Annotated in this window: 11 protein-coding genes; 9 read left to right on the top strand and 2 right to left on the bottom strand. The window is 71.2% G+C overall.

Annotated elements, in window-relative coordinates; all coding sequences use genetic code 11:
- Positions 1-8: 8 nt before the first annotated feature.
- The 7 genes from AB0I77_RS28315 (at position 9) to AB0I77_RS28285 (ending at position 9,362) form a co-directional block, all read left to right on the top strand.
- Positions 9-1,736, top strand: a complete 1,728-nt coding sequence (locus AB0I77_RS28315; protein ID WP_363285546.1) for an acyclic terpene utilization AtuA family protein — start codon at positions 9-11, stop codon at positions 1,734-1,736.
- On the top strand, positions 1,733-3,331 hold the full coding sequence (locus AB0I77_RS28310) for a carboxyl transferase domain-containing protein (protein ID WP_363285525.1): 1,599 nt from the start codon (positions 1,733-1,735) through the stop codon (positions 3,329-3,331). The genes AB0I77_RS28315 and AB0I77_RS28310 overlap by 4 nt, the downstream gene beginning before the upstream one ends.
- A gap of 8 nt (positions 3,332-3,339) precedes the next feature.
- The gene (locus AB0I77_RS28305) at positions 3,340-5,190 is read left to right on the top strand and encodes a biotin carboxylase N-terminal domain-containing protein (RefSeq protein ID WP_363285524.1); all 1,851 of its coding nucleotides are present in this window, start codon (positions 3,340-3,342) and stop codon (positions 5,188-5,190) included.
- Positions 5,191-5,258: 68 nt separating this feature from the next.
- A complete protein-coding gene (locus AB0I77_RS28300) occupies positions 5,259-6,389 on the top strand; it encodes an acyl-CoA dehydrogenase family protein (RefSeq protein WP_363285523.1) in 1,131 nt (376 codons plus the stop codon).
- A gap of 29 nt (positions 6,390-6,418) precedes the next feature.
- Positions 6,419-7,987, top strand: a complete 1,569-nt coding sequence (locus AB0I77_RS28295) for a 4-coumarate--CoA ligase family protein (protein ID WP_363285522.1) — start codon at positions 6,419-6,421, stop codon at positions 7,985-7,987.
- Positions 7,984-8,721, top strand: a complete 738-nt coding sequence (locus AB0I77_RS28290) for an enoyl-CoA hydratase family protein (protein WP_363285521.1) — start codon at positions 7,984-7,986, stop codon at positions 8,719-8,721. The genes AB0I77_RS28295 and AB0I77_RS28290 overlap by 4 nt, the downstream gene beginning before the upstream one ends.
- The gene (locus AB0I77_RS28285; RefSeq protein ID WP_363285520.1) at positions 8,709-9,362 is read left to right on the top strand and encodes a TetR/AcrR family transcriptional regulator; all 654 of its coding nucleotides are present in this window, start codon (positions 8,709-8,711) and stop codon (positions 9,360-9,362) included. The genes AB0I77_RS28290 and AB0I77_RS28285 overlap by 13 nt, the downstream gene beginning before the upstream one ends.
- On the opposite strand, the gene pdxH is transcribed toward AB0I77_RS28285, so the two are convergent.
- Positions 9,352-10,032 (bottom strand): pyridoxamine 5'-phosphate oxidase, encoded by a 681-nt coding sequence (gene pdxH / locus AB0I77_RS28280; RefSeq protein WP_363285519.1) that lies wholly within the window; start codon positions 10,030-10,032, stop codon positions 9,352-9,354. The genes AB0I77_RS28285 and pdxH overlap by 11 nt on opposite strands.
- Positions 10,033-10,345: 313 nt before the next feature.
- On the opposite strand from pdxH, the gene AB0I77_RS28275 reads away from it, so the two are divergent.
- Together AB0I77_RS28275 and AB0I77_RS28270 are read left to right on the top strand one after the other, a co-directional pair.
- A complete protein-coding gene (locus AB0I77_RS28275; protein WP_363285518.1) occupies positions 10,346-11,446 on the top strand; it encodes a citrate synthase 2 in 1,101 nt (366 codons plus the stop codon).
- Positions 11,447-11,906: 460 nt separating this feature from the next.
- A complete protein-coding gene (locus tag AB0I77_RS28270) occupies positions 11,907-13,322 on the top strand; it encodes a PAS domain-containing protein (protein WP_363285517.1) in 1,416 nt (471 codons plus the stop codon).
- Between the two features lie 44 nt (positions 13,323-13,366).
- On the opposite strand, the gene AB0I77_RS28265 is transcribed toward AB0I77_RS28270, so the two are convergent.
- Entirely contained in the window at positions 13,367-14,122 is a 756-nt protein-coding gene (locus AB0I77_RS28265) for an SIS domain-containing protein (RefSeq protein ID WP_363285516.1), read from the bottom strand.
- Positions 14,123-14,305 lie beyond the last annotated feature (183 nt).

The raw sequence follows: 14,305 nt of genomic DNA, 5'->3' as shown, positions 1-14,305 counted from the left end.
CCCTGCGTATGGGCAACGCCTCCGGTTTCTACGGCGACCGCTTCGACGCCATGCGCGAGATGCTCACCGGCGGCGAACTCGACGTCCTGACCGGCGACTATCTCGCCGAGCTGACCATGCTCATCCTGGGGCGGGACCGCCTGAAGGACCCCGGCGCCGGATACGCCCGCACCTTCCTGCGCCAGCTGGAGGAGTGCCTCGGCCTCGCCCATGAGCGCGGAGTCAAGATCGTCACCAACGCGGGCGGCCTCAATCCCGCAGGACTCGCCGAGAAAGTAAGGGAGTTGGCGTCCCGCCTCGGCCTCCCCGTACGCGTCGCCCATGTCGAGGGCGACGACCTCACCGCACGCCACCCCGGCAGCCTCGCGGCCCACGCATACCTCGGCGGCTTCGGTATCGCGGCCTGTCTGCGCGAGGGCGCGGACGTCGTCGTCACCGGCCGCGTGACGGACGCGGCACTGGTCACCGGGCCCGCCGCCGCCCACTTCGGCTGGACGCCGGGGGAGTACGACCGGCTCGCGGGGGCCGTCGTCGCCGGGCATGTCCTGGAGTGCGGGACGCAGGCCACCGGCGGCAACTACGCGTTCTTCCACGAAGTCGGGGTCGATGTCCGGCACCCCGGCTTCCCCCTCGCCGAGCTCCACGAGGACGGCAGCTGCGTCATCACCAAGCACCCCGGCACCGGCGGTCTCGTCGACGTCGGCACGGTCACGGCCCAGCTGCTCTACGAGACGGCCGGCGCCCGGTACGCCGGCCCCGACGTCACCGCTCGCCTCGACACCGTACGGCTGACCCAGGACGGACCGGACCGCGTCCGTATCGACGGCGTACGCGGCGAGGCCCCGCCCCCGGCCCTCAAGGTCGGCCTCAACCGGCTCGGAGGCTTCCGCAACGAGGTCACCTTCGTGCTGACCGGGCTCGACATCGAGGCCAAGGCGGCACTGGTACGGGAGCAGATGTCCGACGCCATGGCCAAGTCGCGGCCGTCCCACGTCCGTTGGGATCTCGTCCGCACCGACCGCCCCGACGCCCCCACCGAGGAGACCGCCAGCGCCCTGCTGCGGCTCGTGGTGCGGGACCCGGACGAGCAGGTCGTCGGGCGGGCGCTGAGCGGTGCCGCCGTCGAGCTGGCACTCGCGAGCTACCCCGGCTTCCATGTACTGGCGCCACCTGGAAAGGGCGCGCCCTATGGGGTCTTCGAGGATGTGTACGTCCCCCATGGTGCGGTCCCCCATGGCGCGGTCCCTCATGGTGCGGCCCACCATGATGCGGCCCCCCATGGTGCCGTCGACCATGTGGCCGTCCTCCAAGACGGGCGCCGGATCCCTGTGGCGCCGGCCCACGACACCCTCGTACTCGACGACGTGCCGGAACCGCCGCCGCCGGAGCCCCTGCCGCCCGGGCCCACCCGGCGCGCCCCCCTCGGCCTCCTCGCCGGTGCCCGCAGCGGGGACAAGGGCGGGAACGCCAACGTCGGTGTCTGGGCCCGCACCGAAGACGCCTGGCGGTGGCTCGCCCACGAGCTGACGGTCGACCGGTTCCGGCAACTGGTCCCCGAAAGCAGCCAGTTGAACGTCACCCGCCACACCCTCCCCAACCTCCGCGCCCTGAACTTCGTCGTCGAGGGAATCCTCGGCGAGGGCGTCGCCGCCCAGCACCGTTTCGACCCGCAGGCCAAGGCGCTGGGCGAATGGCTGCGCTCCCGCCACCTGGACATCCCGGAGGCCCTGTTGTGACCGTCCTTCCGTCGGCGCTGGACACCAGTGGCCCCGACTACCGGGCCCACCGTGAGTCCATGCTCGCCAAGCTCGCCGATCTCGACGCCGAGCACGCGAAGGCCATCGAGGGAGGCGGCCCGAAGTACGTCGAACGGCACCGGGGGCGCGGCAAACTCCTCGCCCGCGAACGCGTCGAGCTGCTCCTCGACCCCGACACGCCCTTCCTGGAACTGTCGCCGCTGGCCGCCTGGGGCAGCGATTACACCGTCGGCGCCTCCCTCGTCACCGGCATCGGGGTCGTCGAGGGCGTGGAGTGCCTGATCACCGCCAACGACCCGACCGTGCGCGGGGGCGCCAGCAACCCGTGGAGCCTGAAGAAGGCCTTGCGCGCGAACGACATCGCCCTCGCCAACCGCCTCCCCTGCATCAGCCTCGTCGAGTCCGGCGGCGCGGACCTGCCCTCCCAGAAGGAGATCTTCATCCCCGGGGGCGCCGTCTTCCGCGACCTGACCAGGCTGTCGGCGGCGGGCATTCCCACGGTCGCGGTCGTCTTCGGGAACTCCACGGCCGGAGGGGCGTACATCCCCGGCATGTCCGACCACGTGATCATGGTCAAGGAGCGGGCGAAGGTCTTCCTCGGCGGGCCGCCGCTGGTGAAGATGGCCACCGGCGAGGAGAGTGACGACGAGTCGCTCGGCGGCGCAGAGATGCACGCGCGCGTGTCGGGCCTCGCCGACTATTTCGCCGTCGACGAGCAGGACGCGCTCCGCCAGACGCGGCGCGTGGTGGCCCGCCTCAACCACCGCAAGGCGTACGCCGATCCAGGCCCGGCCGCCCCGCCCAAGTACGACGAGGACGAGCTGCTCGGCATCGTCCCGGGAGATCTGCGCACCCCTTTCGACCCGCGCGAGGTCGTCGCCCGCATCGTCGACGCCTCCGACTTCGACGAGTTCAAGCCGCTGTACGGGACGAGCCTCACGACCGGCTGGGCGACCCTGCACGGCTACCCGGTCGGGGTGCTGGCGAACGCCCGAGGGGTCCTCTTCAGCGAGGAGTCCCAGAAGGCCGCCCAGTTCATCCAGCTCGCCAACCAGCGCGACATCCCGCTGCTCTTCCTGCACAACACCACCGGCTACATGGTCGGCAAGGAGTACGAGCAGGGCGGCATCATCAAGCACGGCGCGATGATGATCAACGCGGTGAGCAATTCGAGGGTCCCCCACCTGTCCGTCCTCATGGGGGCCTCCTACGGCGCCGGCCACTACGGCATGTGCGGACGCGCCTACGACCCCCGCTTCCTCTTCGCCTGGCCCAGCGCCAAGTCCGCCGTCATGGGCCCGCAGCAGCTCGCGGGCGTGCTGTCCATCGTGGCCCGGCAGTCGGCGGCCGCGAAGGGACAGCCGTACGACGAAGACGCGGACGCCGCCCTGCGCGCCATGGTGGAGCAGCAGATCGAGTCCGAGTCGCTGCCGATGTTCCTGTCCGGGCGGCTCTACGACGACGGCGTCATCGACCCGCGCGACACCCGCACGGTCTTGGGCCTGTGCCTGTCAGCCATCCACACGGCGCCCTACGAGGGCGCGCGCGGCGGCTTCGGCGTCTTCCGGATGTGAGGGACCACGTGATCACGACACTCCTCGTCGCCAACCGGGGCGAGATCGCCTGCCGTATCTTCCGCACCTGCCACGAGCTGGGAATCCGGACGGTCGCCGTGCACTCGGACGCCGACGAGAACGCCCTCCACGCGCGCGTGGCCGACACGACGGTACGACTTCCGGGCGCGGCGCCCGCCGACACGTATCTGCGGGGCGACCTGATCGTGAAGGCGGCCGTCACCGCCGGCGCGGACGCCGTGCACCCCGGCTACGGCTTCCTCTCCGAGAGCGCCGACTTCGCCCGCGCCGTCCTCGACGCGGGCCTGACCTGGATCGGCCCGCCCCCGACGGCGATCGAGGCGATGGCCTCCAAGACCCGCGCCAAGCGGCTGATGGGCCTGGAACCCCTGCGCGAGGCCACCGAGGTCACCGAGGCCGACCTGCCGGTGCTGGTGAAGGCGGCGGCGGGCGGCGGCGGGCGCGGCATGCGGATCGTGCGCCGCCTCGACGAACTGAAGGACGCCCTCGAAGGCGCGCGCGCCGAGGCCGCGAGCGCCTTCGGCGACGGCGAGGTCTTCGTCGAGCCCTACCTGGAGGGCGGCCGGCACGTCGAGGTGCAGATCCTCGCCGACACGCACGGCACCATCTGGCCGCTGGGCACCCGGGACTGCTCCCTCCAGCGACGCCACCAGAAGGTGATCGAAGAGGCCCCCGCCCCGGGACTGCCCGAGGGACTCACCCGGGAGCTGCACGAGCAGGCCGTACGCGCCGCCCGTGCCGTCGACTACGTCGGCGCGGGCACCGTCGAGTTCCTCGTCGCCGACGGCAAGGCTCACTTCCTGGAGATGAACACCCGCCTCCAGGTCGAACACCCGGTCACGGAAGCCGTCTTCGCCCTCGACCTGGTGACGGAACAACTCCGCATCGCCGAAGGCCACGCCCTCGCCACCGACCCCCCACGCGCGCGTGGCCACGCCGTAGAGGCCCGCCTCTACGCCGAGGACCCGGCGAGCGACTGGACCCCGCAGACCGGCACCCTGCACCGCCTCACCGTCCCGGACGGCATCCGCCTGGACACGGGCTACGCGGACGGCGACACCATAGGCATCCACTACGACCCCATGCTCGCCAAGGCCGTCGCCCACGCCCCCACGCGCGCGGAGGCCATCCGCAAGCTGGCCTCCGCCCTGGAGCGGGCGACGATCCACGGCCCGGTCACCAACAGGGACCTGCTCGTACGATCCCTGCGCCACCCGGACTTCACCACCGCCCGCATGGACACCGGCTTCTACGACCGCCACCTCCCGGACCTCACCGCCCCGCACCCCGACCCGTACGCCCCCCTGGCCGCAGCCCTCGCCGATACCCACGGCCGCTCCCGCTTCGCCGGCTGGCGCAACGTCCCCTCCCAGCCGCAGGTCAAGCGCTACGCGGTGGCGGGGGAGGAGCACGAGGTCCGCTACCGGCACACGAGGGCAGGCCTGGAGGCGGACGGGGTGCGGGTCGTCCACGCCGACGCGTGTCTCGTCGTACTCGAAGCGGACGGCGTACGAAGGCGATTCGAAGTGGCCCGCTACGGCGACGAGATCCACGTCAACACCACCCACCTCACCGCCCTGCCCCGCTTCCCCGACCCGACCGCCCAGCACGCGCCGGGTTCCCTCCTGGCCCCCATGCCGGGAACGGTGATCCGCGTGGCCGAGGGACTGACCGTAGGAGCGGCTGTACGGGCCGGAGAGCCCCTGTTGTGGCTGGAGGCGATGAAGATGGAACACAAGATCTCAGCGCCGCTCACAGGAACGCTGAGTGCCTTGGATGTTGTCCCTGGCCAACAGGTAACGGTCGGCTCTTTGCTGGCGGTAGTACAGCCCACCTAGGGGCGCGGGGCTGCATCGAATATGCGGCTCCGCCGCGCGAGCGCGACCAGCCACAACGAGGGAGCCACATGCCCACAACCGAAACCGAAGAACACAAGTCCCTACGAGCAGCCGTCGCCGCCCTCGGCACCCGCCACGGCCGCCCCTTCGACCGAGAAGAACTCTGGTCCGAAGCAGCCAAACTCGGCTACCTGGGCGTCAACCTCCCCGAAGAATACGGAGGCGGCGGCGCTGGAATCGCAGAACTCTCCATCGTCCTCGAAGAACTCGGCGCCGCAGGCTGCCCCCTCCTCATGATGATCGTCTCCCCGGCGATCTGCGGCACAGTGATCGCCCGTTTCGGCGCGGACGCCCAGAAACAGCAGTGGCTCCCCGGACTCGCCGACGGCACCCGCACCATGGCCTTCGGCATCACCGAACCAGACGCCGGCTCCAACAGCCACCGCATCACCACCACGGCCCGCCGCGACGGAGCCGACTGGCTCCTCACCGGCCGCAAGGTCTTCATCTCCGGCGTGGACATAGCCGACGCCACCCTCATAGTCGGCCGCACCGAGGACTCCCGTACCGGCCGCCTGAAGCCCTGCCTCTTCATCGTCCCCCGCGACGCCCCCGGCTTCGAACGCCGCCACATCGAGATGGAACTCACGGCCGTCGAGAAGCAGTTCGAGCTGACCCTCGACGACGTACGACTCCCCGCCGACGCACTCGTCGGAGACGAGGACGCGGGCCTCCTCCAGCTCTTCGCCGGACTCAACCCCGAACGCATCATGACGGCCGCCTTCGCGATCGGCATGGGCAGCTACGCCCTCACGAAGGCCATCGAATACGCCAGGGACCGCACCGTCTGGAACACCCCCATCGGCGCCCACCAGGCCATCGCCCACCCCCTCGCCCAGGCGCACATCGAACTCGAACTCGCCCGCCTGATGATGCAGAAAGCGGCCCACCTCTACGACAGCGGCGACGACGTCGGCGCAGGTGAGGCCGCCAACATGGCCAAGTACGCGGCCGGAGAGGCCTGCGTGAAGGCGGTCGACCAGGCCGTGCACACCCTCGGCGGAAACGGCCTCACGCGTGAGTTCGGGCTCGGTTCGTTGATAACGGCGGCGCGGGTGGCTCGTATTGCTCCAGTGAGCCGGGAGATGATTCTCAACTACGTCTCCCATCAGACCCTCGGCCTGCCCAAGTCGTACTGACCGGGCACCGTGCAGCGCGAGGAGGAACCATGTTCCGCAGCGAGTACGCCGACGTCCCGCCCGCCGAACTCCCCATCCACGAAGCGGTGCTCGGCCGGGCCGCCGAATTCGGGGACGCGCCCGCCCTGATCGACGGCACCGACGGCACCACACTCACGTACCACCAGGTGGACCGCTTCCACCGGCGGATCGCCGCCGCCCTGGCCGAGGCGGGCGTCCGCAAGGGCGACGTGGTCGCTCTGCACAGCCCCAACACCATCGCCTTCCCGACCGCGTTCTACGCGGCCACGCGCGCGGGTGCCTCTGTCACCACCGTGCACCCGCTCGCCACGCCGGAGGAGTTCGCCAAGCAGCTCACCGACTCCGCCGCCCGCTGGATCGTGACCGTCTCGCCACTGCTGGGGACCGCCCGCCGGGCCGCCGAACTCGCGGGCGGCGTCAACGAGATCTTCGTCTGCGACAGCGCCTCCGGGCACCGGTCGCTCATCGACATGCTGGCCTCGGCCGCCCCCGAACCGCAGGTCGCCATCGACCCGGTGGAGGACGTCGCCGTCCTGCCGTACTCCTCGGGCACCACCGGCCTCGCCAAGGGCGTGATGCTCACGCACCAGCAGATCGCCACCAACCTCGCCCAACTCGAAACGGTCATCACGACCGGCCCCGGCGACCGCATCCTCGCCGTCCTGCCGTTCTTCCACATCTACGGCCTGACGGCCCTCCTGAACATGCCGCTCAGCCTGGGCGCCACCGTCGTCGTCCTGCCGCGCTTCGACCTGGAGACGTTCCTCGCGGCCATCCAGAACCACCGCATCACCCGCCTGTACGTCGCCCCGCCGATCGTCCTGGCCCTCGCCAAGCACCCCGCGGTCGCGCAGTACGACCTGTCTTCCCTGCGGCACATCATCAGCTCCGCCGCTCCCCTGGACGCCAACCTCGCCGCCGCCTGCTCCCAGCGGCTCGGCCTGCCGCCGGTCGGCCAGGCCTACGGCATGACCGAACTGTCGCCGGGCACGCACGTCGTCCCCCTGGACGCCATGCACGAGGCGCCTCCCGGGACCGTGGGCAAGCTCATCGGCGGCACCCGGATGCGCATCGTCTCCCTCGACGACCCCGACAAGGACCTCGGCATCGACGAGTCCGGCGAGATCCTCATCAGCGGCCCCCAGGTCATGAAGGGCTACCTGGGCCGCCCCGAAGCCACCGCCGCGATGATCGACGCCGACGGCTGGCTGCACACCGGGGACGTGGGCCACGTGGACGCCGACGGCTGGCTGTACGTCGTCGACCGTGTCAAGGAACTCATCAAGTACAAGGGCTTCCAGGTGGCCCCCGCCGAACTGGAGGCACTGCTCCTCACCCACCCCGGCATCGCCGACGTCGCCGTCATCGGCGAGTACAACGACGACAAGAACGAAGTCCCGCACGCGTACGTCGTCCGCCAGCCGACCGCGACCGGCCTCTCCGAAGGAGAGGTCATGATGTACGTCGCCGAACGCGTCGCCCCCTACAAGCGCGTCCGCCACGTCACCTTCATCGACGCGGTCCCGCGCGCCACCTCCGGCAAGATCCTGCGCCGGCAGCTCAGGGAGCGGACGTGACGTCATTGATCGGCCGCACGCGCGCGCGTGGCATCGAGACCCTCACCCTCGACTCGCCGCACAACCGCAACGCCCTGTCGGCCGCACTCGTGGGGGAACTGGCCGACGCCCTCACCGACTGCGCCAAGGACACCGACGTACGCGCCGTCGTCCTCACCCACACCGGCACCACCTTCTGCGCGGGCGCCGACCTGCGCGAGCCGCCGCATCCGGACACGCTGGTCGCCCTGCTGCGGCAGATCGTGGAGCTGGGGAAACCCGTGGTGGCCCGGGTCACCGGCCACGTCCGCGCCGGCGGCCTCGGCCTGCTCGCCGCCTGCGACATCGCGGCGGCCTCGACTCGGTCCAGCTTCGCCTTCACGGAGGTCCGGATCGGCGTGGCCCCGGCCGTCATCTCCCTGCCGGTGATCCCCCGCGCCGACCCGCGCGCCCTGGCCCGCTACTACCTCACCGGCGAACGCTTCGACGCCGCCGAGGCGGCCCGCATCGGCCTGCTGACGGCGGCGGGGGACGACGTGGACGACGTACTGGCACCCGTCCTGGACGGTCTGCGCCGGGCCGCACCCGAGGCCCTGGCGGAGACGAAACAGCTGCTCACGGCCAGGGTGCTGGAAACCTTCGACCGGGACGCGGACGACCTCACCGCGCTCTCGGCCCGGCTGTTCTCCGCCGCGCCGGCCCGTGAGGGGATGACGGCCTTCCTGGAACGACGGGATCCCCCATGGACACTGTGACCACAGCCGACCGCGTGCACACAGTCGACCGCGCCCACAAAGCCGCCGACCGCGTCCCCAAACAGGACCGCAGCCGGGCCACCCGCCGGCGCCTCCTCGAAGCCGCCGTGGCCTGCCTGGCCGAACACGGCTGGACAGGCTCCACGGTCGCCGTCGTCGCCGAACGCGCCGGCGTCTCCCGCGGCGCCGCCCAGCACCACTTCCCGACCCGCGAGGACCTCTTCACGGCAGCCGTCGAATACGTCGCCGAAGAACGCTGCACAGCCCTGCGCGCACTGTTCCCGCACGGCGCGGCAGGCGACCGGCAAGCAGTGGTCGCGGCCCTCGTCGACCTCTACACGGGCCCCCTCTTCCGCGCCGCCCTCCACCTCTGGGTCGCCGCCTCCAACGAAGAGCAACTGCGCCCACGCGTCACCGAACTGGAAGCCCGCGTCGGCCGCGAAAGCCACCGCACGGCGGTCGAACTGCTCGGCGCGGACGAGTCCCGTCCCGGCGTACGCGAAACGGTCCAAGGCCTCCTGGACATGGCCCGAGGCCTGGGCCTGGCCAACCTCCTCACGGACGACACCGGCCGCCGGGAGCGGGTGGTGGCCCAGTGGGCGGCGCTGCTGGACGCGGCACTCGGCCCCCTCACGGACTGAGCCGCTCCACCCGCCAGCTCCCGTCAGCCTCCGCCACGTACCGCAACCGGTCGTGCAACCTGTTCTCGCGCCCCTGCCAGAACTCCACCGCCCGCGGCGCCACCCGGAAGCCGCCCCAGTGCGGGGGGACCGGTACCTGCTCGCCCTCCGGGTAGCGGGCCGCCAGGTCGGCGTAGGAGGTGTCGAGGTCGTCGCGGTCGGTGATCACCGAGGACTGGGTGCTCGCCCAGGCGCCGAGCTGGGAGCCGTGCGGGCGGGTGCGGAAGTACGCGGCCGTCTCGTCGCGGCCCGTGCGCCGCGCGACACCCGTGACGATGACCTGGCGGGCCATCGGATGCCAGGGGAAGAGCAGCGAGACATGCGGGTTCTCGGCCAGGTCACGGGCCTTGCGCGAGCCGTAGTTGGTGTAGAAGACGAAGCCCCGCTCGTCGAAGTGCTTCAGCAGCACGGTGCGGGAGGTGGGGCGGCCCTCGGCGTCCGCCGTGGAGACGACCATGGCGTTCGGCTCGAAGAGCCCGCCCTCTGTCGCGGCCTGCCGGAACCAGCGTGCGAACTGCTCCACGGGGGTCGCGGCCAGATCGGCCTCGGCGAGGCCCTCGGCGCGGTACTGCTTGCGCATGGAGGCGGGGTCGGGAACGGGATCGACGGGGGCGGCGTCTCGGTCGGTCACGCGGTCATCTTGCCGTATCCGCGGGCGGGTGTTCGGAACGGTGGCCTTCGTCACTGACTGGCACTCAGTGCCGCAACATCTCCCCAAGAGTGGCACTCGGAGATATCGTGCTGATGCCGTCCGGTTGGGTGACCGCCAGCCGTACGGGGCATCACCGGGGTACCGCTCAGGACCGCGAGTTCTCGGAGACGAACCGCGGATCCAGGGGGCGGGCGCTTTTCCGCTGTTCACCACTGTCTGACACATGGTCGTCCCACCCCTCAACGAACCCCTGACCACACCATCTGTCGCACACATCACGAGGAGCCGCCTGATGTCCGACTTCGTACCCGGACTCGAAGGAGTCGTCGCGTTCGAGACGGAGATCGCCGAACCCGACAAGGAAGGCGGCGCACTCCGGTACCGGGGCGTCGACATCGAGGATCTCGTCGGTCACGTCTCGTTCGGCAATGTCTGGGGGCTGCTCGTCGACGGCGCCTTCGACCCGGGGCTGCCGCCCGCCGAGCCGTTCCCGATCCCCGTGCACTCCGGTGACATCCGGGTGGACGTGCAGTCGGCGCTCGCCATGCTCGCGCCGGTGTGGGGCATGAAGCCGCTCCTCGACATCGACGCCGAAGAGGCCCGCGACGACCTGGCGCGCGCCGCCGTCATGGCGCTGTCGTACGTCGCCCAGTCCGCGCGTGGCCAGGGGCTGCCGATGGTTCCGCAGCGGGAGATCGACAAGGCGCACTCCGTCGTCGAGCGCTTCATGATCCGCTGGCGGGGCGAGCCCGACCCGAAGCACGTGGCGGCCGTCGACGCCTACTGGACGTCGGCCGCCGAGCACGGCATGAACGCGTCCACGTTCACGGCCCGCGTCATCGCCTCCACGGGCGCGGACGTGGCGGCGGCGCTGTCCGGCGCCGTGGGAGCCATGTCCGGCCCGCTGCACGGCGGCGCGCCCTCGCGCGTTCTCGGGATGATCGAGGAGATCGAGCGGACGGGCGACGCGGACGCGTACGTCAAGCAGGCCCTCGACAAGGGCGAGCGCCTGATGGGCTTCGGCCACCGCGTCTACCGTGCCGAGGATCCACGCGCGCGCGTGCTGCGCCGTACGGCCCGCGAGCTCGGCGCTCCCCGCTTCGAGGTCGCCGAGGCTCTGGAGAAGGCGGCCCTGGCGGAGCTGCACAGCCGCCGTCCGGACCGGGTCCTGGCGACGAACGTCGAGTTCTGGGCGGCCATCGTCCTGGACTTCGCCGAGGTCCCGGCGCACATGTTCACGTCGATGTTCACCTGCGCCCGTACGGCGGGCTGGTCGGCGCACATCCTGGAACAGAAGCGCACCGGGCGCCTGGTCCGCCCGTCCGCCCGGTACATCGGCCCGGGCACGCGCGACCCTCGTGAGATCGGGGGCTACGAGGACATCGCCCACTGACCGGTCTGACCGGTGAACGCAGACGACCCGCGAGCTCGGGTCCCTCCGCCTGAGGCGGGGGAGCCGGCCGGACGTACCGGCGAGCTCGCGGGTCGGGTGACTGCGTTGGTTTCGGCCGGCTGCGTGCGTCTGGCACACGCTGGTCCGGCACCGCACCGAGTGTGGTGACGGGCTGCTAGCCCGCAGCCACCTCTTCCGTCCGGTATGAGTACATCTGCCGAACCACCTCCTCTCCGAAGTGATATTCACACTACGAAGCTGTAGGCCACGGATCAACCGGTTTTTGGAGATGTTGACGGACAGGAACTTCGGCGGGCCGCCCTCGCGTTTCCGGCGTACAACGATTCCTTCAATCTTGTGGGAACCCGGTGTGTGCTGGGTCACGTTCGAGTTGAATGATTGTTAGTGAGCGAACCGACGTGACGTGTGTGCGGACGCGGCAGCCTTGCAGGGGGTCCAGGTGAGTGCTTCCCGGCGTAGTGGGACCACCGACGAGATCGGGCCGGACGAGCCCGAGCGGGACGGTCCGGAGGGTTCTGACGGCTCTGACGGCTCGGATCTGCTGGCCGCGCTGCTCGACGGCATGGACGCGGCGCTGTGCGCCTTCGACGCGGACGGCGTCGTCACCCACTGGAACCGCGAGGCCGAACGGATCCTGGGCTGGAGTGCGGACGAGGCCGTGGGGCGGCAGGGGTTCGCCGGGTGGGCGGTGCGCAGCGCCGACGCCGAGGAGGTCGAGGGGCGGCTGATGTCCGCCATGCACGCTCCGGGGCGGCAGGTGCATGAGTTCGCCCTGGTGACCAAGGACGGCGGCCGGGTGCTCGTGCGGACGCAGTCCGCGGCCGTGCGTGGGCCCGACGGGAAGCCGGCCGGCGTGTACTGCGCGTTCAGCGAGGTGCACACGCAGATCGACCTGGAGCGGTCGATCGCGCTGAGCGAGGCGCTGTTCGAGGACGCGAGCTGGGGTGTCGTGCTGGTCGACGCCGATCTGCGGCCCGCCGTGGTGAACGCGCATGCGGCGCGGGCGCTGGGCATCGGGCGTACGGCTGTGCTGGGGCGGCCTCTCGGGGATCTGCTGATCCAGGGTGTGGAGGAGCTGGAGAGCGCGCTCACGCATGTGCTGGCCGAGGGGGCGCCGCCGGCGCCGGCCGAGATCTGGGTGACTGTGCGCACGCCGGAGGGCGAGAAGCGGCGCTGCTGGCGCTGCGGATTCGTACGGCTGGCCTCGCCGCTCGCGGAGGAGCCCGTGCCGCTGGGCGTCGGCTGGCTCTTCAACGACGTGACCGAGTCCAAGCAGAGCGAGCAGGAGGCGGCCCTGCTGCGGTTCCGCGGCAATCAGCTGCACCGGGCGGCGCGGGCCGCGTCCGAGTGCGAGGACCCGCGGGAGTCGGCCGCGGTCCATCTGGACTTCGCGCTCGCCGGCTTCGCCGATCACGCGCTGGTGGACCGGGTGGCGGGCGGGTCCGTGGCGGACGGCGCGGAGGCCGGGTCGGTACGGCTGGTCCGGGTCGCCGCCACCCCCTCGGGCGCGCCCGGACCGAGTCTGCTCACCGGGCAGGCGGGGCTGCCGGTGCGGTATCCGGAGGGGCATCCGGCGTTCCAGTGTGTGGATCGGGCCGGGTCGGTGCGGGCGAGTGCGGGCAGGGTGTCGACCGAGGAGGCGCGCGAGTGGTCCCTGGCTCGGCAGTGGCCGACGGACGCGGTGCACGCCCTGTGCGCGGTGCTGCGCAGTCGGGGGCGGACGCTGGGCGTCGTGACGTTCCTGCGGGGGTCCGGGCGGAGCCAGTTCGAGCGCGGGGACGCGGTGTACGCGGAGGATGTGGCGGTGCGGATCGCCGGGGCGTTGGATTTGGCGGAGGCGCTGGGGCGGGAGTGACCGGGGGTGGCGGGCTACCCGGCGCCCCTCCGGCGGATCAGGTCCTACTGCCGGTAGAAGATCCGCTCCCCGTACTTCTCGAACACCCGCCCGTTCCACTCGTGCCCCCCGTCCACGTTCCCCGAGCGCAGCAGCGGAGGCTCGATGCCCCGGTCGGCCAGGGTGCCGGCTGCCGTGGCCAGGACCGCTTGGAGCAGGGCTGCCGTGACGACCGTGGAGGCGGGGGCGAAGGGGGCCGGGATCGCGTCGAGGGTGAGTTCCGCGTCGCCGACGGCGATCTTGGAGTCGAGGACGATCTCGCAGTGGTCCTTGAGGTATGTGCCGGAGGTGTGCCGGGACGTCGTCTCCGAGGCGTACGCCACCGATGTCACGCCGATGACCTTGATGCCCAGGGCGCGGGCTTTCATGGCCATTTCCACGGGGAGCGCGTTGCGTCCGGACAGGGAGATGATCACGAGGGCGTCGCCCGCGCGGAGCGGAGAGGTGTCCAGCACGGCGCTCGCGAGGCCGTCGACGCGCTCCAGGGCCGAGCCGAGCGTGGCCGGCATGACGTCGACGCCGACGACTCCGGGGACGGCCAGCAGGTTCATCAGGGCGAGGCCGCCCGCGCGGTAGACGATGTCCTGCGCGGCGAGGGAGGAGTGACCGGCGCCGAAGGCGAAGAGCCGGCCGCCGGAGGTGACGGTGTCCGCGAGGAGGTGTCCGGCTGCCTCGATGTGCTCGGCCTCTTCGTCCCGGACCCGTTGCAGCAGGCCGATCGCGGCGTCGAAGAACTGGCCGGACAGCTTGCCGTCGCTCATGCGGGCCCCTCCGGAGCGTGAGGTGTCTGTGCCGACCTGTCAGAGTCGGAGTCGACGTGTCGAAGACGACGTGTCGGAGACGACGTGTCCGTGTCGCGTTGTCCGTGTCGCGGATCACCGTGCGGTCTGGACCAGTGGGATGTCAATACGGCCGGGAGAACCCCTCGTAACCGCTTGGTTCCA

It is taken from the genome of Streptomyces sp. NPDC050619 (assembly GCF_040654815.1).
Lineage (GTDB): Bacteria > Actinomycetota > Actinomycetes > Streptomycetales > Streptomycetaceae > Streptomyces.
Note: the sequence above shows the minus strand (reverse complement) of the source record. Positions and strands in the feature narration are given on the sequence as shown.

What these genes read in the sequence shown, in the direction of transcription:
- AB0I77_RS28265 (WP_363285516.1), bottom strand. Translation starts at nt 14,122, where the DNA reads ATGAGCGACGGCAAGCTGTCCGGCCAGTTCTTCGACGCCGCGATCGGC.
- AB0I77_RS28275 (WP_363285518.1), top strand. Translation starts at nt 10,346, where the DNA reads ATGTCCGACTTCGTACCCGGACTCGAAGGAGTCGTCGCGTTCGAGACG.
- AB0I77_RS28300 (WP_363285523.1), top strand. Translation starts at nt 5,259, where the DNA reads ATGCCCACAACCGAAACCGAAGAACACAAGTCCCTACGAGCAGCCGTC.
- AB0I77_RS28315 (WP_363285546.1), top strand. Translation starts at nt 9, where the DNA reads ATGGGCAACGCCTCCGGTTTCTACGGCGACCGCTTCGACGCCATGCGC.
- AB0I77_RS28295 (WP_363285522.1), top strand. Translation starts at nt 6,419, where the DNA reads ATGTTCCGCAGCGAGTACGCCGACGTCCCGCCCGCCGAACTCCCCATC.
- AB0I77_RS28285 (WP_363285520.1), top strand. Translation starts at nt 8,709, where the DNA reads ATGGACACTGTGACCACAGCCGACCGCGTGCACACAGTCGACCGCGCC.